This window comes from Klebsiella sp. CN_Kp106 (assembly GCF_040064575.1).
Classification (GTDB): Bacteria; Pseudomonadota; Gammaproteobacteria; order Enterobacterales; family Enterobacteriaceae; genus Klebsiella; species Klebsiella michiganensis.
The window spans coordinates 173,408-191,989 of record NZ_JBEAIG010000071.1 but is presented as its reverse complement, the minus strand read 5'-3'; the positions used below and the strand labels follow the sequence as shown (position 1 = coordinate 191,989).

The window sequence follows — 18,582 nt, the reverse complement described above, 5'->3', positions numbered from 1 at the left end:
TTTTACCCTACCGCGGGCAGCAAGCCTGCGACAATCGCAAACTGGATCGCGACGATGCCGATCCCGCAGAGCAGGACGAGCCACAGCGCCGCTGAGCCTCCTGCGACCCGCCATGCTGCATCAGGATGCTGTTTGCGGCTCTTCATGACCAGCAGCGCAGGCAGCATGAGCGCCAGCACGGCCAGCGCGACGCCCGCATAGCCTAACGCCATCACGAAGCCACGCGGATAAAATAGCGCGAACGCCAGCGGGGGCAAAAAGGTAATCAGGCCGCTCTGTATCCGTCCACCGGCGCTGTTCTGGCGTTGAAACAGATCGGCCAGATAGTCGAATAACCCAAGCGCCACGCCGAGAAATGACGTCGCCAGCGCCAGATCGGCAAACAGATGCACCGCCAGCTCAACGTGCGGTGAGGCGACCACTTCGCGGATAGCTTCCAGCAGCCCGTTAAGCCCGGCATTTTTTGCCAGCAGCGCGGTAAAGACGGGAGAGTCAATGCTGCCGAGCGTCGCCAGCTGCCAGAAAATATAGGCGACCAGGGGAATAAAGCTCCCGATGACAAATACCCGACGCAGCTTGCGAATATCCCCGCCCAGATAGCTCACAATACTGGGTATGCTGCCGTGAAAACCAAACGAAGTAAAAATCACCGGAATCGCTGACAGAGCCAGTCCCTGCTGTAGCGGCAGCGTCAGTAAATTTACCTGGTGAATATGCGGCAGCAGCAGAGCCAGCATAATGGCGAGAAAGATAATTTTTGCGCTGAACAGAAAGCGGTTAAAAAGATCGACCAGCGAGGTTCCGATACACACTACCGTCCCGCCGATCCCGGTAAAAATCAGGACGCCTGCCGCAGGAGGCAGTCGCCAGTCCAGCCACTGGTTGAGGCTGGAGGCCAGCAGCTCGCCGGCGCCGCTAATATAGGCGGCGGTGAGAGCGTACAGCAGAAACAGCATGCAAAAACCGGTAGCCCACTGCCCGTAGCGGCCGAGATAGCGCGCGGCCAGCGACCCCAGTCCCATATCAGCCGGCACGTGCTGATACACTTCCAGCAGCAATAAGGCGGTATAACACATCAGCGCCCACAGCGTTATCAGCAAACCAAACGTTACGCCGAAACCCACGCCCGCCGAGGCCAGCGGCATCGCTAACATCCCTGCGCCGATTGTGGTGCCGGCAACGATTAAAATACTACCCAGAGTGCGGTTCTTCACGCTTTTCTCTATCCATCACGGAATACACAATTAATTATGCCGCGCAGAGTATGTGAAATCAGTGAGTTCGTCAAATGAGGGTTACAGGGAGTGTAATGATAAATTTACGATGTCAGGGGGTTGCGCGAAAGCTGCGCTGGCGCAAGAATCCGCCGCTCTGGCTGGTTTATTCTTCGGCCTTTACGGGAGGGGTTATGCCATCGATTCATGGTCACGAAGTGCTGCAAATGATGATTTCATCAGGCGAGTCTTACACTGTTGCTACGCTGGAAGCGGCGATTATCGACCGTTTTGGGAAAGAGGTTCGATTCCATACCTGCTCGGCGGAAAATCTAAGCGCGGCGGAGCTGGTGGCGTTTTTGCAGAAAAAAGGCAAATTTATTGCCGCTGAGGAAGGATTTAATACGCACGAAAGTAAAATTTGCCGCCATTAATACTCATACGGCAGCGAACGCCGGGCGTCGCTGCCGTAATTATTAATTTTGTGTGTCGAGCGTTGCCAGCTCTTTATCAATAAAGTACAGGCCTTCACCGCTTTTACCGGCAAGGGTCAATTTATCAATAACGGATTTAAACAGTTTCTCTTCTTCGTGCTGCTCAGCAACGTACCACTGCAGGAAATTAAATGTCGGATAATCCTGGCTGGTCATTGCCGCATGGGCCAGTTCGTTGATTTTCTGCGTAATCAGCTGTTCATGTTCGTAGGTGACGCGAAATAGCTCATCCAGGGACGCATATTCGGCGAAAGGTGAGGCGATAGCCGTGATGCAGGGCAGGCTGCCGGTATCGGTCAGATAGTCGAACAGGCGCTGCATATGGGTCATTTCTTCCTGCGCGTGGCGACGCAGAAACGCGGCGGCGCCTTCAAAACTGTGGTAGCTGCACCAGGCGCTCATTTGCTGATAAAGCAGAGAGGAATAAAGTTCGAGATTCATCTGCGCATTCAGCTTGTCGATCATTTCAGTTTTTAGCATCAGGCTGCTCCGGGAAAATAGAATTAAGGATTATTGTGCGCTCACTATAATTTGTTATTAATTTATTTGCAAAAAGTAAATTAATAAAATCATTTATTAATAATGCAAATGGGAATAACACGCATTGGCGATTTAAAAATAATGAGAATGGTTTTAATTTAATATTCCATGCGAAAAATCGTTGCGCCTAATTTAGCGGTGAAAATAGACCCGCCCGGCGGCCGCGGCGGGATTAGCCTGACGCGGGTAAGGGTGGGGGGATGCCATACCAGCCGGGGGCGGAAGTCAAAAGTGTGAGGCGAGATGCAATTTATAAAACAACTTTTCATAAAATTTGAAAGTATGTTCGTAAGGTAGTATTGTTCATAGCAACGCTAACGAACTATCGCGGGAGTGCCCGCAGAGCATTCAGGAGAGTAAAGCATGAAAATCGCACTGATGATGGAAAACAGCCAGGCGAACAAAAACGCCATCATCCTCAATGAGTTAAACGCCGTTGCTGAAGAAAAAGGCTTCCCGGTTTACAACGTCGGTATGAGCGATGAAAACGATCATCATCTGACCTATATTCATCTGGGGATCATGGCCAGTATCCTGCTGAATTCGAAAGCGGTGGACTTTGTGGTGACCGGCTGCGGTACCGGGCAGGGCGCGCTGATGTCGCTGAATATTCACCCTGGCGTGGTATGCGGCTACTGTATCGACCCTGCTGATGCCTTCCTGTTTGCGCAGATCAACAACGGTAACGCGCTTTCTCTGCCGTTTGCAAAGGGTTTTGGCTGGGGCGCAGAGCTGAACGTACGCTTTATCTTTGAAAAAGCTTTTACCGGCCGCAACGGCGAAGGTTATCCGCCGGAGCGTAAAGAGCCTCAGGTGCGTAACGCCGGGATCCTGAACGCGGTTAAAGCGGCGGTGGTTAAGGAAAACTATCTGGATACGCTGCGCGCGATCGATCCGGAGCTGGTGAAAACCGCCGTTTCTGGCCCTCGTTTCCAGCAGTGCTTCTTTGAGAACTGCCAGGATAAAGAGATCGAAGCGTTTGTGCGCCAGATCGTCGGTTAATATCCCGTCATGATGAGATGCTAAAGGCCAGCGCTGCTGGCCTTTTCTTTGGCTACTTCTTTTTGTTCGATACGCTGCTACCCGCCTCTTTGGCCAGATGCAGGCTATCAATCATGCCGACCAGGCAAATCAGCGCGATAAAAATAAACGACAGGCGGAAGCTGATGCCCGGCAGGTGAGAAAGCGTAAACCATTCGCTGAACGTTTCCCCAAGACGAATACCTATCGCGCCGAGCGTGATGCCCAGCCCCACGGCCAGCTGTGACGCGGTGCTGAACAGGGTATTGGCGTAGCTCATTTGCGCGGAAGGCACATCGGCAAAGGCGAGCGTGCTGATGCCGGTAAACTGGATAGAACGGAAGACCCCGCCGAGATAGAGAATCACAAAGATCAGCCAAACCGGCGTTTGCGGCGTTAAAAAAACGCAGGCCAGCAGCGACAAAACGTTTAATGCGCCGTTAATCAGCAGCAGGCGGCGAAAGCCCAGCCAGCGGATCAGCGGCGTTGTGAGGGGCTTGATGGTTAAGTTGCCGACGAACACGGCCAGCACCAGCAGCCCCGAGTGGAAGGGGTCCATACCAAATCCGACCTGGAAAAGCAGCGGCAGCAGAAACGGCACGGCGCTAATGGAGGCGCGGAACAGGGAACCGCCGTACATGGTGACCCGGAAGGTGGGGATCTTGAGCGCATCAAGGCGCACCATCGGCCACCTGGTGCGGCGGAAGTGCCGCAGCGCGAAGAGCATGCAGCCCAGGCCCAACGCCAGCAGCGCCAGCGTCTGCCAGCCCAGAGGCTGGCGATCGCCGAGCAGCTCCATGGCGGCGACCAGGCTAACCATCGCCACCGAGGTGGCAACAAAGCCGGAAAGGTCGAAGGGGCGCTGCTCATCTTCGCGAATATTCGGAATGATACGCAGCGACAGGGCGATAGCGATAAACCCGAGCGGCACGTTAATAAAGAAGATCCAGTGCCAGCTGGCGTAGCGGGTGATAAATCCGCCCAGCGGTGGGCCAATAATGGGCGCGACCAGCGCCGGCCAGGTCAGGGTGGCAATCGCCTTAATCAACTGGTGCTTCGGTGTGGTACGTAGTACCGCCAGCCGGCCAACGGGCACCATCAGCGCGCCGCCTATCCCCTGAAGAATACGCATCGCGACGAACACATCGACGTTGGTCGACAGCCCGCAAAATATCGACGCCAGGGTAAAAATCGCCAGCGCGAGAGTAAAGATTTTCCGCGCGCCAAAACGATCGGCGATCCAGCCGCTGGCCGGTATCAGAACCGCAAGGGTAATAAGATAAGCGCTAATCCCGATATTGAGGTCGACCGCCGTCACGCCAAAATCTTTCGCCATGTCGGGCAGGGCGGTGGCTATCACCGTGCCGTCGAGAAACTCCATAAAAAAGGCGCCAGCCACCAGCAGCGCAGGTGCTGAAAAAGAACGGTCGTCCCTGGAAGAGGTGTGTGTACTCATTATTGTGTCGCTGCCATAGCAAAGAGAGCGCAGATTGGTCCGGAGCGTTCGGCTCTTCACTATCCGGTTCTGCCCATTTTGTTTAAAAATTAAATTATTTTGGTAAAAAATAGGTGATTTAGCGCACGTTTATATTGATTTTTGTGATGTAAGTCATATTATAACCATCAGGGCATTAACACCTGCATAACAAAAATGGAGTCAACCATGAAACTGCGCAAAATCCTGAAGAGCATGTTCGAAAACTACTGCAAAACCTTCAAAGACGTACCGCCTGGCGCTATGTTCTGATAAAAAAACCTGCTGCGGCAGGTTTTTTTATATCCCGGGATTTAGGGTACTATTACGCTCCTGAAAAAAGGAGTGAAAAATGTCTCAACATCTTACCGAGCACGACGAGCTGGTCTCTGACGTGGTTGCCTGCCAGTTAGTTATTAAACAGATCCTCGACGTCATTGATATCATCGCCCCCGTCGAGGTGCGCGAAAAAATGACCACCCAGCTGAAAGCCATCGATTTTGCCAGCCACCCGGCATCGGCTGACCCGGTGACCCTGCGGGCGGTACAAAAGGCCATCGCGCTGATTGAACTGAAATTCACCCCGCAGGAAGAAGCGCACTAGCGGCGTCAGCCCCGCCATCATTATGATAGCGGGGCGTTATCACCTGTTAGTGGGAGACGGCGGTTTGAACGGCGCCTTCCTGCGTATCTTTAAACAGCCTGCTGTTGCCCCAGCACTCTTCGTAACGGTGGCCGACTAAATCTTCAACGACAAGGCGAACGTCCGGTGTGATATCGGCGATCTTACCGCCTGCTTTAATACGCGCGACTTCCTGCAGCACTACCAGATGCGCCTTGCGATCGAGTTTCATCTGCTTACTGAACACAATGGCTGCCAGCGCCAGCAGAATCACGCCCGCACAAAACACCACCGCAATCGCGGTGACCGCGCTCTCTGGCTGCGTATGCGCTTTCGACTGAAAGCCGTAGAAGCTGAGGATCGCCCCCATGGAAAAGACGATAATCGAGCGCAAAATTTTACCGGAGAAAGTCATGGCTCCCGCATAGATCCCTTCGCGGCGACGGCCGGTATAGATTTCATCGACATCCGCCAAAAAGGTGTAAACGGTCCAGGGAATATAGTACACGCCGCCGGTGCCCAGGCCGAAGAGTACGGTAATGCCAAACATCAGGACGGTGGCCAGATGCGCCGGCAGATGGAAGAACCACAGCGAGGTGTAGAGCAGAACGGCAAAGATAACCACGCCCAGCGCCAGAATATACGGCTTACTGAAACCTTTCTTCACGCACAGGCCGATAAACAGGGCCGTTGATACCAGCTGCAGGATGGAGTTCAGACTGTTAAGCCCGGCCACCATCGCCGGATCGTGCTGCAGCACGAATATAACAAAGTAGGTGAAGATCGAGGCAAAAAGCCACTCGGCGCCGAAGCCGCAGAGATACATGCCCAGGTGTTTACGGAATACGCGCAGGTAAAACGTTGAGCGCATATCTTTCGCCAGCATGAGCAGAGTATTGAACAGTCCCTTTTTCTCTCCCTTGCTTATCTCCTCTTCGCGGGGACGCTCCCAGCTGCAGTACCACAGGCAGGAGATGGCCACGACAAGAATGACGCCGTAGGTCAGCCCGGTGAGAAAAAACGGGGTGGCGGATTCTTTACCATAAAGCAGGATGAACTGCCCGGGGATAAATGCCGCGAGAAAGTTGGCCAGTTTGCCGAAAATCGCTTTATAACCGGTAAGCTTTGAACGCAGTGAGAAATCGTCGGTCATTTCGGTCGCCAATGTTTCATAGGGGACCATAATCGAGGTATAAATGATTTCAAAGACGACGTAGGTGCACAGGTAGTACCAAAAGCCGAGGCCTTCTACCCACAGCAGCGGGTAGAACATCATCAGCGGAATGCCAATCAACAAAAAGAAACGGCGACGACCAAAGCGTTTACCCAGCCGCGTTTTGCCAAAGTTATCGGTGAGATAGCCCATCAGCGGGTTACTAATTGCGTCGATAATGCTGGCGACGGAAAAAATAAAGGAGGCTTCGATCAGCGTCAGCCCACAGAAGGTTGTATAAAAATAGAGCAGCCATGCGCCGCTGATCGCCAGTGCGCCGCTTCCCAGTAAATTCCCGCCGCCGTAGGCTAACTGATGGCGTAACAAAATCGGTCTTCCCTGCAGCCCCTGTGGGGCTGAAGCCGTATATCTTGCCATTAAAGTAAACTCCGTGTTTTAAATTTTTGAAACAGTGTTTTTATATTCTCAACCCGTAGTTTTAAACGTGATCCAGATCACCAATACCCTGCTAATTCCTCCGGCGGAGCAGGAATGAGATCTGGTTAAAAGTTTTTAATGCTTTTCTGGAATAAAAACGGCGCCGAAGCGCCGAAAAAGAAGGGGGACAGGGAACCTGTGATTAAAGAGAGCGCTGGCCCGAACAGGCGAGTTCTGGTGATTTATCGCCGGCGAGCATCCGCCGGCATGGCGTTATACGCGCTGTTGACTGACCAGATCCAGCAGGTGGCTATCGGTTTGTTGTACGCTGGTTCCGGCATTTTTCGCATGACGGATTTCTTCAAGAATGGTCTCCAGCAGCATGCCATCCTGATCCTGCTCTTCAGCAAGCAGCGTCAGAAAACGCAGGGTTGATTCATCGCTTTGCGCCTTCGCCTCTTCCGCCAGGCTGGAAAGTATCGTGCTGCGCTGCTGATAATCTTCGACGGTTTTGCTAAAGAGATCTTCCAGGGACGAACATTCAGTGCCGTAGGTTCCTTCCGCTTTCACAACGGGCCAGGCGCCTGATTTTTTCATAAAATCAAAGACCCGCATCATCTGCGTGATACTGGCTTGCGCTCGGTTACGGAGAAAAGTGGCGGTACCGTTCAACCGTTGCTGAGTACACCATTCGCTCAAATGCAGATACAAATTTGAGGTATAGAACTCAAGATTCATCTGGTTATTCAGCTTTTGAACCATTCCTGGTACGGCCATACAAATATCCTTATTCACTTTGGAGGGGGCGGCGTCATATCTTGACGCATCTACATCAGGGTCGCCTTAGAAATTACGGTGCACAGAGAGAGTCCTGAGTAATAGTATTCAGGATTTCTGTACAGCCGTTTGAATTAAATTTCTTATCTCAACAAATATAGAATAGCGCCATATTTGAATTAAGAAAACTCTCAATGAGCGATATTTACATTTCGTTACAACATCCCTATTTATCTTGAAAAGAGGGGGTTTTGTAAGAATAAAGTCTGATTTTTAACGATCGCAAATAAGCTTATTTTGCTGATTTTAAATGTTTTTATTTCCGCGCCTCATTAATTGATAGTAGTTCTAATGATTTTGTTGAAATTGTGTTTTAAAAATAATGATTAATAATTCTATTTTGTGGTAGCCTGCGAGTGAGAAAATGATGAGGTTAATTTAAAAAGATGCTGATTTTGTAAACACATTATTGCTAACAGGCTATCTGAAGGAGTCGGAAATGAAAAAAGTTGCGGTGCTGCTGGCACCGGGTTTTGAGGAAGGTGAAGCGATTGTGGTGATTGATATTCTTCGCCGCTTACACCTCGATGTCGAACTGCTCTCCTGCGCCGATTCGCGCGCGGTGGTGAGCTATCACGATATCCCCATGGTGGCGGACAGCACGCTAACAGAGCGCGCCGGGATACTGTACGACGCGGTGGTTCTGCCCGGCGGCCCGCAGGGAAGCGTCAATCTTGCCGCCAGCCGGGACGTTGTGGCGTTTATTTCGGCCCACGATACCGCGGGAAAGCTGATCTGTCCGATCTGTTCGGCGGCGGCGAGAGTGCTCGGCGGCAACGGGCTGCTCAAGGGGCGACGCTACGTCTGTTCGGGAGAGTTATGGCAGCACGTCACGGACGGAGAGTACGTGGACCAGGCGGTAGTGGAGGACGGTAATTTGATTAGCGGTAAAGGCCTGGGACACGTTTTTGACTTTTCATTTACCGTAGCCGCCCGTTTATTGGGGGATGAGGCGCCCGTTCGCAATCATGCGGAGCACATTTATTGTCGCTGGTAATCTCTACAGGGATAACTCTGCTGATGATATAGAGAATATTGCTACGGCCTGCGCTAATTGTCTGACAATTAGCGCTTTTTTTATGTCATTTTTCGCTGTTTATATGCACGCAATTACTGTAATTCCGCGATGTGATTGGGCTCTCGTATGGAGAAATAATTTCCGGTTAATACTATTTAAACAACGGCACTCAGCGTTGAGATTTTTCTAATGCCTTGTTTTTCGTCCGATTAAAAATTTAAGACTTATTATTCCCTACATAAAAGCGAATTAAAGCTGGAGTTTACCATGCACAAATTTACTAAAGCGCTGGCGGCAATCGGTCTTGCCGCGGTTATGTCACAATCAGCTATGGCTGAGACGCTTAAGCTGGGTTTTCTGGTGAAACAGCCTGAAGAGCCATGGTTTCAAACCGAGTGGAAATTTGCCGATAAGGCCGGTAAAGATTTAGGTTTCGATGTCATTAAAATTGCTGTGCCCGACGGCGAGAAAACCCTGAACGCGATAGATAGCCTGGCGGCTAGCGGAGCCAAAGGCTTCGTCATTTGCACCCCGGATCCGAAGCTCGGGGCGGCCATTGTCGCCAAAGCGCGCGGCTATGATATGAAAGTGATTACCGTTGATGACCAGTTCGTCAACGCCAAAGGCAAACCGATGGACAGCGTACCGCTGGTGATGATGGCGGCCAGCGAAATCGGCGCGCGCCAGGGGCAGGAGCTCTATAAAGAGATGCAGAAACGCGGTTGGGACGTGAAGGATACCGCGGTTATGGCCATTACTTCCGACGAGCTGGATACCGCCCGCCGCCGCACTACCGGCTCAATGGACGCTCTGAAAGCCGCCGGTTTCCCGGAGCAACAAATCTATCGCGTGCCAACCAAATCTAACGACATCCCCGGCGCGTTTGACGCCGGTAACTCCATGCTGGTTCAACATCCTAATGTTAAGCACTGGCTGATCGTCGGCATGAACGACAACACCGTGCTGGGCGGCGTGCGCGCCACCGAAGGCCAGGGCTTTAAAGCGCCTGACGTTATCGGGATCGGTATCAACGGCGTCGATGCGGTGAACGAACTTTCTAAAGCGCAGGCCACCGGTTTCTATGGCTCTTTACTGCCAAGCCCGGATATTCACGGCTATAAAACCAGCGAAATGCTTTACAACTGGGTGACAAAAGACGTTGAACCGCCGAAATTCACCGCGGTAACCGACGTGGTGCTGATTACCCGCGACAACTTTAAAGAAGAGCTGGCGAAAAAAGGGCTGTAAGGCCAGTTGACCGGGCCTCTTGCCTTGGCGCGAGAGGCTCTGTACAGAAAAGCGGAGTCGTTATGCAACAGTCTACCCCTTATCTCTCATTCCACGGCATCACCATGACATTCCCGGGCGTTAAAGCGCTGTCCGATATTAGCTTTGGCTGCTATGCCGGACAGGTGCACGCCCTGATGGGAGAAAACGGCGCCGGGAAATCCACGCTGCTGAAAATTCTCAGCGGCAACTACATACCGACCGCCGGCAACCTGCAAATCCGCGGCCAGCAGATGACGTTTACCCACACCACCGAGGCGCTGAACGCCGGGGTGGCCATTATCTATCAGGAGCTGCATCTGATCCCGGAAATGACCGTGGCGGAAAATATCTACCTCGGGCAGCTGCCGCATAAAGGCGGGATTGTGAACCGGTCGCTGCTGAATTATGAAGCCGGCCTACAGCTGAAGCATCTGGGGCTGGATATCGATCCGGAAACGCCGCTCAAGTATCTCTCTATCGGCCAGTGGCAGATGGTGGAGATCGCCAAGGCGCTGGCGCGTAACGCAAAAATTATCGCCTTTGATGAGCCGACCAGCTCCCTGTCTGCGCGGGAAATCGAAAACCTGTTTCGGGTTATCCGCGAGCTGCGCCAGGAAGGACGGGTCATTATTTACGTTTCCCACCGCATGGAAGAGATCTTCGCGTTAAGCGACGCGATTACGGTATTCAAAGATGGTCGCTACGTGCGCACCTTCGACAATATGCAAGAGGTTAACCACGACGCGCTGGTACAGGCGATGGTGGGGCGCGAGCTGGGCGATATCTACGGCTGGCAGCCGCGCGAATATGGCAAAGAGCGTTTGCGTCTTGAACAGGTGAAGGCGCCAGGCGTGCGGCAGCCCGTCAGCCTTTCGGTGCGCAGCGGAGAAATCGTCGGCCTGTTTGGGCTGGTTGGCGCCGGGCGCAGCGAGCTCATGAAAGGCTTATTCGGCGGCAGCAGAATAACCGGCGGCCAGGTTTATATCGACGGGGAGGCCATTGATATTCGCAAGCCGGCTCAGGCGATTCAGGCCGGGATGATGCTCTGCCCGGAAGACCGCAAAGCGGAGGGGATTATTCCGGTCCACTCGGTGCGCGACAACATCAATATCAGCGCTCGCCGCAAGCATATTCTCGCCGGCTGCGTTATCAACAACGCCTGGGAAGCGCAGAACGCCGACCAGCATATCAAATCGCTGAATATCAAAACGCCCGGCGCCGAGCAGCTGATTATGAACCTCTCCGGCGGCAATCAGCAGAAGGCGATCCTCGGCCGCTGGCTGTCGGAAGAGATGAAAGTCATCCTGCTTGACGAGCCAACGCGCGGTATTGACGTGGGCGCTAAACATGAAATCTACAACGTTATCTACGCATTAGCGGCATCGGGCGTCGCGGTGGTCTTTGCCTCCAGCGATTTACCGGAAGTTCTCGGCGTCGCCGATCGCATTGTTGTGATGCGCGAGGGTGAGATCGCCGGAGAGCTGCTGCATGAACATGCGAATGAACAGCAGGCATTGAGCCTTGCCATGCCAAAAGTGAGCCAGGCGGTCGCCTGAGTAAGGAGTCTATGATGTCATCAGTTACCACTTCAGGTACTACCCGGTCGGCTTTTAGCTTCTCCCGCATTTGGGATCAGTTCGGCATGCTGGTTGTTTTCGCGGTGCTGTTTATTGGCTGCGTGATTTTTGTGCCTAATTTTGCCTCGTTTATTAATATGAAAGGCCTGGGGCTGGCTATTTCTATGTCCGGAATGGTGGCCTGCGGAATGCTGTTTTGCCTGGCATCGGGGGATTTCGATCTGTCGGTCGCCTCGGTTATCGCCTGTGCCGGTGTGACCACGGCGGTGGTGATTAACCTGACGGAGAGCATGTGGGTGGGGATCGGCGCCGGTCTGCTGCTCGGCGCGCTGAGCGGCCTGGTCAATGGTTTTGTGATTGCCCGCCTGAAGATTAACGCCCTGATCACCACCCTGGCCACCATGCAGATCGTCCGCGGTCTGGCCTATATCATCTCTGACGGTAAAGCAGTTGGAATTGAAGACGAGCGTTTCTTTACCCTCGGCTACGCCAACTGGTTTGGCCTGCCAGCGCCTATCTGGCTGACCGTTGCCTGCCTGATTGTCTTCGGCCTGTTGTTGAATAAAACCACCTTTGGCCGCAATACGCTCGCGATTGGCGGTAACGAAGAAGCGGCGCGTCTGGCGGGCGTGCCGGTAGTGCGGACCAAGATCATCATTTTCGTCCTTTCCGGCCTGGTTTCCGCGGCGGCAGGCATTATCCTGGCTTCACGAATGACCAGCGGACAGCCGATGACCTCGATTGGCTATGAGCTGATTGTCATCTCGGCCTGCGTGCTGGGGGGCGTATCGCTGAAAGGCGGGATCGGTAAGATCTCCTACGTGGTGGCCGGGATCCTGATCCTGGGAACGGTAGAGAATGCGATGAACCTGCTCAATATCTCGCCATTCTCGCAGTATGTCGTACGCGGCGTGATTTTACTGGCGGCGGTGATCTTCGACCGCTACAAACAGAAAGCGAAACGAGCCGTTTGATTCGTCCAACTTTTCAGTTTAATCCTAATCCGTTGCCAGCGCTCGTTGCGCTGGCAATGACTATCAAAAATGGCGAGGCTGGTCACACTGTCTATACTTACATGGCTACAATTATTTAACACCCAGCATGTTGCTGGCCATGATAAGGAGGAAACAGGGTGGCTGACCAGATTTATGTACCGCCTGCGTTAACCGGAAACTGCGCTTTTTTCTTTGACCTCGACGGTACCCTTGCCGGTATCAAACCCCATCCCGATCAGGTGGTCATTCCTGCCGATGTTTTGCAGTCGCTGCGCCAGCTCGTGCAGCAGCACAACGGCGCGGTGGCATTGATTTCAGGGCGCTCAATGGTTGAGCTGGATGAGCTTACCCGTCCTTACCGGCTGCCGCTTGCCGGTATCCACGGGGCTGAACGCCGTGATATCAATGGTAAAACGCATATTGTCTCTTTACCGGATTCTCTCCAGAAGGCGCTCTCTGCGGAACTGACCGCGGCGCTGGATGACTTGCCGGGATGCGAACTGGAAAGTAAGGGGATGGCCTTTGCTCTGCACTACCGACAGGCGCCGGAGCATCAGCACGCGGTGCTCGCGCTGGCGCAGGCCGTCGTGCAGCGCCATCCCATTCTGGCGTTACAGCCGGGTAAGTGCGTGGTGGAGATCAAACCGCGCGGAGTGAATAAAGGTGAAGCGATAGCCGCTTTTATGCAGGAAGCTCCATTCAGCGGGCGCAGGCCGGTGTTTGTCGGTGATGACTTAACCGATGAAGCGGGTTTTAGCGTCGTCAATCAACTGAGTGGCGTATCGGTCAAAGTGGGCGGCGGTGAGACCCAGGCGCACTGGCGCCTGCCGGATGTCGCCGCTGTTCATCTTTGGATTAGTAACATCGCGAATCATGGGCAACAACCAGATGCGCTAACCGACAGGAGAGATGGCTATGAGTCGCTTAGTCGTAGTATCTAATCGTATTGCCCCGCCGGATGACAAAAAGGCCAGCGCCGGTGGCCTTGCCGTGGGGATTATGGGGGCATTAAAAGCAGCCGGAGGACTGTGGTTCGGCTGGAGTGGGGAAATCGGTGACGACCAGCAGCCGTTAAAAAAAGTGAAGCAGGGGAATATCACCTGGGCTTCCTTTAACCTTAGCGAGCAGGATCACGACGAATATTACAACCGCTTTTCCAATGCCGTTTTATGGCCCGCCTTCCACTATCGTCTCGATCTGGTCGATTTTCAGCGTGAAGCCTGGGAAGGCTATCAGCGCGTCAACGCAACGCTGGCGGATAAACTGCTGCCGCTGATCGAACCTGACGATATCGTCTGGATCCACGATTACCACCTGCTGCCGCTGGCCAGCGAACTGCGCCAGCGCGGGGTCAATAATCGCATCGGCTTCTTTTTACATATTCCGTTCCCGACGCCGGAAGTCTTTAACGCGCTCCCGCCGCACGCGGAGCTGCTTGAACAGCTGTGCGATTACGATTTACTGGGTTTCCAGACCGAGAGCGATCGCCTGGCGTTTCTCGATTGCGTATCGATGCAGACTCGCCTGACGACGCGCGACGGCAAAAAGCATGTGGCCTGGGGGAAACCTTTCCACACCGAAGTCTATCCGATCGGTATCGATCCGGAAGAGATTGCGCGGAGCGCAAAAGGGCCGCTGCCGCCGAAGCTGGCGCAGCTGAAGAGCGAACTGAAAAGCGTGCAGAATATCTTTTCCGTTGAGCGGCTGGACTATTCCAAGGGGCTGCCGGAGCGTTTTCTGGCCTACGAGGCGCTGCTGGAGAACTATCCGCAGCATCATGGCAAGATTCGCTATACCCAGATTGCGCCGACGTCGCGCGGCGATGTTCAGGCCTACCAGGATATTCGTCATCAGCTTGAAACCGCGGCCGGCCGCATTAATGGCCGATATGGCCAGCTGGGCTGGACGCCGCTTTATTACCTGAATCAGCACTTTGAACGCAAGCTGCTGATGAAAATCTTCCGCTACTCGGACGTCGGTCTGGTTACGCCGCTGCGCGATGGGATGAATCTGGTGGCGAAAGAGTATGTGGCCGCGCAGGACCCGCAAAATCCGGGCGTGCTGGTGCTGTCGCAGTTTGCCGGCGCGGCGAACGAGCTGCCGACGGCCTTAATCGTCAATCCTTACGATCGCGACGAGGTCGCGGCTGCGCTGGACCAGGCGTTAACCATGCCGCTGGCCGAGCGTATTGCCCGCCATTCGGCCATGCTGGCGGTGATTAAAGATAACGATATTCATCGCTGGCAGGAGCGGTTTATTGCCGATCTAAAGGAGATTGAGCCAGGAAGTGAGGAGAGCCACTTAGCGCGCAAGGTCGCGACCTTCCCCAAGCTCGCCTGAGATGATCGCGGTTAGCGCTTTCGGCGCTAACCTTTTTCCAGACACACCAGCAGCACGTCAACGCCGCTGCTGCCCACGATATCTTTCGCCGAACAGGTAGCGCGAGAGAACAGGCTCTGGTTGTGGTTGCCGCAAATCACCAGGTCAACGCGATGCCGCTGGCAAAAATCCTTCACATGGTGGGCAATCCCGCCGCTGGCGATAGTCATTTTCTCTATCGGGTAGTCGGCGTGGCGGGCGAGCTCGGCCAGAAAGCCGCGCGTCTCCTCCTGCATCACTTCGCGTAAATTTTCCATCATTGGCGCCGCAAACTGGTTATACAGCTCCGGGTCCGTTGCCAGGGTAATCAGGCTGACCTTCGCATTGACCGGACGGGCGATGGAGACGGCTTTCTGAATGAGGACCCGGCTTTCCGGGGTTGGCGCCACGGCGACCAGCAGATGTGAGTAGGGCATCAAGCCTCCTTGAGATACGCGAAACAACCCTTTTCTATTGTCTTTACTCCCATTCCTTAGCTTTCGCAAGGTTTATCCGCAGCGAAATAACGCGCCCAGATTTCACTCCGCCGTGCGCCATTTGGTGGTCACTTCGCAACTTTTGGTCCGATCTTTTGTATTAAAAGAAACGCTGTTTTATAAATCAGTGAGGCGCGTTCATCGACTCTTTGTGTTTTTGCCATTGAACGCTTTTGGCTGGCAAAAATGAAAAGGTAACGCCGTTCCCATGTTCTTAATGTAGCCATGTATCAACCCCTTTTGGCTGAATGGGCCAAAACGCGGTTCGGAGTTCTCTAAAAAAAGACACAGGATTTACGGCGATGAAAACACGTAAAATCGGTTTGGTTAACTACCTTGCCTATGGATCGGGCGATTTCCTTGGTGCGGGAACGACCGCACTCACAGCAGCATGGCTGCTCTACTTCTACACCACCTTTTGCGGTCTTTCCCCTATCGAGGCGACGCTTATTTTTGCCACCGCCAGGGTTCTGGATGCGGTAATCAGTCCGCTGATGGGCTTTCTGACGGATAACTTTGGCTCAACCTGGCTGGGGAAACGTTTTGGCAGGCGTAAGTTCTTCATCCTGCTCGGCATCCCCTGCGTGTTTAGCTACTCCATCATGTGGGTAGGGGATATGGGGTTCTGGTACTACCTGCTGACCTATCTTCTTTTTGATATTGTCTACACCATGATTCTGGTGCCGTATGAAACGCTGGTACCGGAAATGACCGATGATTTTAAACAGAAAACCAAATTCTCCGGCGCGCGTATTTCTATGGCGCAGATGTCGGCGATTCTGGCTTCCTTCCTGCCGGGCGTTCTGCTGACTATCTTTGGTAAGGACAACGCCGTTTCTTTCTTCTATGCCAGCCTGGTGTTCTCGGTGCTGTGCGCCATGATGCTGACCTTCGTCTGGTTCTTTACCTGGGAACGCCCGCGTGAAGAGTGGACGGAGGCCGCGCTGCGCGCCGAAGAGGAGAAACAGAACCTGAGCCTGTCGCAGAGTCTTAACCGCCTGTTCATTGAGTTAAGTTCGACCCTGCGCATTAAAATTTTCCGTCAGCATCTGGGGATGTATCTGGGCGGCTATATCGCCCAGGATGTCTTCAATGCGGTCTTTACCTACTATGTGGTGTTTGTCCTGATGCAGGAAGCCTCAATGGCTTCTAACCTGCTCGGAACCATGGCGATCTTCCAGTTTATTGCGGTTATCGCCATGATCCCGCTGTGTATTCGCTTCGGGCCGGCGCCATCGTATCGCATGGTGGTGGTGCTGTTCGGCCTGAGTTCGCTCTCTTACGCGGTGCTGTACTACGCTGGCCTCAGCGATGTCTATTCGCTGCTGCTGCTGATATCCGCAGTGGCGGGCCTGGGCCGCGGCGGCATCAACTACGTTCCGTGGAACACCTACACCTATATTGCCGACGTGGACGAAGTGATCACCGGCCAGCGCCGCGAAGGCATCTTTGCCGGGATCATGACCCTGACGCGTAAAGCTTCCCAGGCCGGAGCGGTGATGCTGGTGGGGATCATCATGCAGATGTCGGGCTTTGTCTCCGGACAGAAAACGCAGCCCTATGAAGTGAGCCATACCATTCTGCTGATCCTCAGCGTGGGCACCTTACTGGTGCTGGCCTGCGGTTTCCTCGTTTCCCTGCGCTTTAAGCTCAATCTGCAAACCCACAGCGTCCTGCGCGCGGAAACGCTGAAAATGCGTGAATCCGGTCGCGCTCAGCCAGAACTGGCCAGCGCCGGGGATCGTGAGGTGGTGGAGATGCTGGCCGGGATGCCGTACGACGCCCTGTGGGGAAACAACAATATTGGTTATCTGAATCGGAATAAACCCGCCGCGCCAGCGCTGAAGCCGCGTTCAGCCATGAATTCGACATATAACAGAGGTTAAGGATATGAAAGTTTGGCCTGTCAAACATAGCCCACTACTGCGCCAGCCGGAGCGTTTTATCGCCCGCAATGAACTGCAGGCGCTGATTCAGAAGGTGACGCACAATCTGGTCAACATTAAGGACGAAAGCGGGCAATTTTTACTGCGGCTGGACGACGGACGCGTTATCGACACCAAAGGGTGGAACGGCTGGGAGTGGACTCACGGCGTCGGCCTGTACGGTATTTATCAGTATTACCAGCAGACCGGCGATACGGCGATGCGCGACATTATTGATGGCTGGTTTGCCGACCGCTTTGCCGAAGGCGCGACCACCAAAAACGTCAACACCATGGCGCCGTTTCTCACCCTGGCTTACCGCTACGAAGAGACGGGCAACCCCGCGTATCTGCCCTGGCTCGATAGCTGGGCGGAGTGGGCGATGAACGAAATGCCGCGCACTGAGTCTGGCGGCATGCAGCACATCACCCTGGCGGAAGAGAATCATCAGCAGATGTGGGACGACACGCTGATGATGACGGTTCTGCCGCTGGCGAAAATCGGCAAGTTGCTTAATCGTCCGCAATACGTAGAGGAGGCGGTATATCAGTTTCTGCTGCACGTGCAGAATCTGATGGACCGTGAGACCGGCCTGTGGTTTCACGGCTGGAGCTACGAGGGGCGGCATAATTTCGCCCACGCTCGCTGGGCCCGCGGCAATAGCTGGCTGACTATCGTTATTCCGGATTTCCTGGAGCTGGTGGATTTACCCGAGAACAGCGCGGTACGGCGTTATCTGGTGCAGGTGCTGAATGCGCAGATTGCGGCGCTGGCCCGCTGTCAGGACGATAGCGGCCTGTGGCATACGCTGCTTGACGATCCTGACTCCTATCTGGAAGCGTCGGCGACCGCCGGTTTTGCTTATGGGATCCTCAAAGCGGTGCGCAAGCGCTACGTGAGCCAGGCGTATGCGGAGGTTGCGGAAAAAGCGATTCGCGGCATCGTGCAGAATATCTCAGCGCAAGGGGAGCTGCTGCAAACGTCGTTCGGTACCGGCATGGGTTCGAATCTGGATTTTTATCGCGACATTCCGCTGACGTCGATGCCGTATGGCCAGGCGATGGCGATCCTGTGCCTGACGGAGTATCTGCGGAAGTATTTCTGAGAAGGGCGGAATTTCCCCGGTGGCGCTTACGCTTACCGGGGATACA

19 protein-coding genes are annotated in these 18,582 nt (G+C 53.9%); 12 read left to right on the top strand and 7 right to left on the bottom strand.

All coding sequences use genetic code 11. From position 1 onward, the window contains the following. Window positions 1-2: 2 nt before the first annotated feature. Window positions 3-1,214: a tyrosine transporter TyrP gene (gene tyrP / locus ABLU96_RS27675; RefSeq protein ID WP_025106109.1), complete on the bottom strand. Its 1,212-nt coding sequence runs from the start codon at window positions 1,212-1,214 to the stop codon at window positions 3-5. Between the two features lie 194 nt (window positions 1,215-1,408). Here tyrP and ABLU96_RS27670 point away from each other — a divergent pair, with 194 nt between their 5' ends. Further along, complete coding sequence (locus tag ABLU96_RS27670) at window positions 1,409-1,648, top strand: YecH family metal-binding protein (protein WP_004852186.1); 240 nt, start codon at window positions 1,409-1,411, stop codon at window positions 1,646-1,648. A gap of 42 nt (window positions 1,649-1,690) precedes the next feature. On the opposite strand, the gene ftnA is transcribed toward ABLU96_RS27670, so the two are convergent. Beyond that, complete coding sequence (gene ftnA, locus ABLU96_RS27665) at window positions 1,691-2,188, bottom strand: non-heme ferritin (RefSeq protein WP_004852185.1); 498 nt, start codon at window positions 2,186-2,188, stop codon at window positions 1,691-1,693. A gap of 423 nt (window positions 2,189-2,611) precedes the next feature. Here ftnA and ABLU96_RS27660 point away from each other — a divergent pair, with 423 nt between their 5' ends. Further along, window positions 2,612-3,250, top strand: a complete 639-nt coding sequence (locus tag ABLU96_RS27660) for an RpiB/LacA/LacB family sugar-phosphate isomerase (RefSeq protein ID WP_014229871.1) — start codon at window positions 2,612-2,614, stop codon at window positions 3,248-3,250. 52 nt (window positions 3,251-3,302) lie between these two features. Here ABLU96_RS27660 and ABLU96_RS27655 read toward each other — a convergent pair whose 3' ends face one another. Then, window positions 3,303-4,724, bottom strand: coding sequence for an MFS transporter (locus ABLU96_RS27655; RefSeq protein ID WP_064405647.1), 1,422 nt, complete (start codon window positions 4,722-4,724; stop codon window positions 3,303-3,305). A gap of 207 nt (window positions 4,725-4,931) precedes the next feature. Between ABLU96_RS27655 and azuC the strand changes: the two genes are divergently transcribed. Further along, on the top strand, window positions 4,932-5,015 hold the full coding sequence (gene azuC, locus ABLU96_RS27650; protein ID WP_014229869.1) for a stress response protein AzuC: 84 nt from the start codon (window positions 4,932-4,934) through the stop codon (window positions 5,013-5,015). 79 nt (window positions 5,016-5,094) lie between these two features. Beyond that, a complete protein-coding gene (locus tag ABLU96_RS27645) occupies window positions 5,095-5,346 on the top strand; it encodes a DUF2766 family protein (RefSeq protein ID WP_004103438.1) in 252 nt (83 codons plus the stop codon). A gap of 46 nt (window positions 5,347-5,392) precedes the next feature. On the opposite strand, the gene ABLU96_RS27640 is transcribed toward ABLU96_RS27645, so the two are convergent. Further along, a complete protein-coding gene (locus tag ABLU96_RS27640; RefSeq protein ID WP_163520637.1) occupies window positions 5,393-6,904 on the bottom strand; it encodes an MFS transporter in 1,512 nt (503 codons plus the stop codon). Window positions 6,905-7,228: 324 nt separating this feature from the next. Next, window positions 7,229-7,732, bottom strand: a complete 504-nt coding sequence (locus ABLU96_RS27635) for a non-heme ferritin-like protein (RefSeq protein ID WP_048260981.1) — start codon at window positions 7,730-7,732, stop codon at window positions 7,229-7,231. Between the two features lie 499 nt (window positions 7,733-8,231). Here ABLU96_RS27635 and ABLU96_RS27630 point away from each other — a divergent pair, with 499 nt between their 5' ends. The 6 genes from ABLU96_RS27630 to otsA all read left to right on the top strand — a co-directional run bounded on the left by ABLU96_RS27630 (window position 8,232) and on the right by otsA (window position 14,991). Continuing rightward, window positions 8,232-8,789 (top strand): DJ-1/PfpI family protein, encoded by a 558-nt coding sequence (locus ABLU96_RS27630; protein ID WP_032693589.1) that lies wholly within the window; start codon window positions 8,232-8,234, stop codon window positions 8,787-8,789. A 288-nt stretch (window positions 8,790-9,077) separates the two neighbouring features. After that, window positions 9,078-10,058, top strand: a complete 981-nt coding sequence (locus ABLU96_RS27625) for an arabinose ABC transporter substrate-binding protein (RefSeq protein WP_004852174.1) — start codon at window positions 9,078-9,080, stop codon at window positions 10,056-10,058. Window positions 10,059-10,120: 62 nt separating this feature from the next. After that, entirely contained in the window at window positions 10,121-11,635 is a 1,515-nt protein-coding gene (gene araG / locus ABLU96_RS27620; protein ID WP_025106113.1) for an L-arabinose ABC transporter ATP-binding protein AraG, read from the top strand. A gap of 14 nt (window positions 11,636-11,649) precedes the next feature. Further along, window positions 11,650-12,630: an L-arabinose ABC transporter permease AraH gene (gene araH, locus ABLU96_RS27615; RefSeq protein ID WP_025106114.1), complete on the top strand. Its 981-nt coding sequence runs from the start codon at window positions 11,650-11,652 to the stop codon at window positions 12,628-12,630. A 158-nt stretch (window positions 12,631-12,788) separates the two neighbouring features. Beyond that, a complete protein-coding gene (gene otsB / locus ABLU96_RS27610) occupies window positions 12,789-13,592 on the top strand; it encodes a trehalose-phosphatase (RefSeq protein WP_348863049.1) in 804 nt (267 codons plus the stop codon). Further along, a complete protein-coding gene (gene otsA / locus ABLU96_RS27605) occupies window positions 13,567-14,991 on the top strand; it encodes an alpha,alpha-trehalose-phosphate synthase (protein WP_014229861.1) in 1,425 nt (474 codons plus the stop codon). Before otsB ends, otsA begins: the two co-directional genes overlap by 26 nt. 26 nt (window positions 14,992-15,017) lie before the next feature. Here the strand turns inward: otsA and uspC are convergent, their stop codons facing one another. Both uspC and ABLU96_RS27595 read right to left on the bottom strand, forming a co-directional pair. Then, window positions 15,018-15,446 carry a universal stress protein UspC gene (gene uspC, locus ABLU96_RS27600; protein ID WP_004852164.1) on the bottom strand — a complete coding sequence of 143 codons (429 nt, stop codon included), beginning with the start codon at window positions 15,444-15,446 and terminating at the stop codon, window positions 15,018-15,020. 128 nt (window positions 15,447-15,574) lie between these two features. Next, window positions 15,575-15,733, bottom strand: coding sequence for a hypothetical protein (locus ABLU96_RS27595; RefSeq protein WP_157835615.1), 159 nt, complete (start codon window positions 15,731-15,733; stop codon window positions 15,575-15,577). A 75-nt stretch (window positions 15,734-15,808) separates the two neighbouring features. On the opposite strand from ABLU96_RS27595, the gene ABLU96_RS27590 reads away from it, so the two are divergent. Together ABLU96_RS27590 and ABLU96_RS27585 are read left to right on the top strand one after the other, a co-directional pair. Further along, on the top strand, window positions 15,809-17,392 hold the full coding sequence (locus tag ABLU96_RS27590; RefSeq protein WP_009652039.1) for an MFS transporter: 1,584 nt from the start codon (window positions 15,809-15,811) through the stop codon (window positions 17,390-17,392). A gap of 4 nt (window positions 17,393-17,396) precedes the next feature. Next, the gene (locus ABLU96_RS27585) at window positions 17,397-18,536 is read left to right on the top strand and encodes a glycoside hydrolase family 105 protein (protein ID WP_014229860.1); all 1,140 of its coding nucleotides are present in this window, start codon (window positions 17,397-17,399) and stop codon (window positions 18,534-18,536) included. Window positions 18,537-18,582 lie beyond the last annotated feature (46 nt).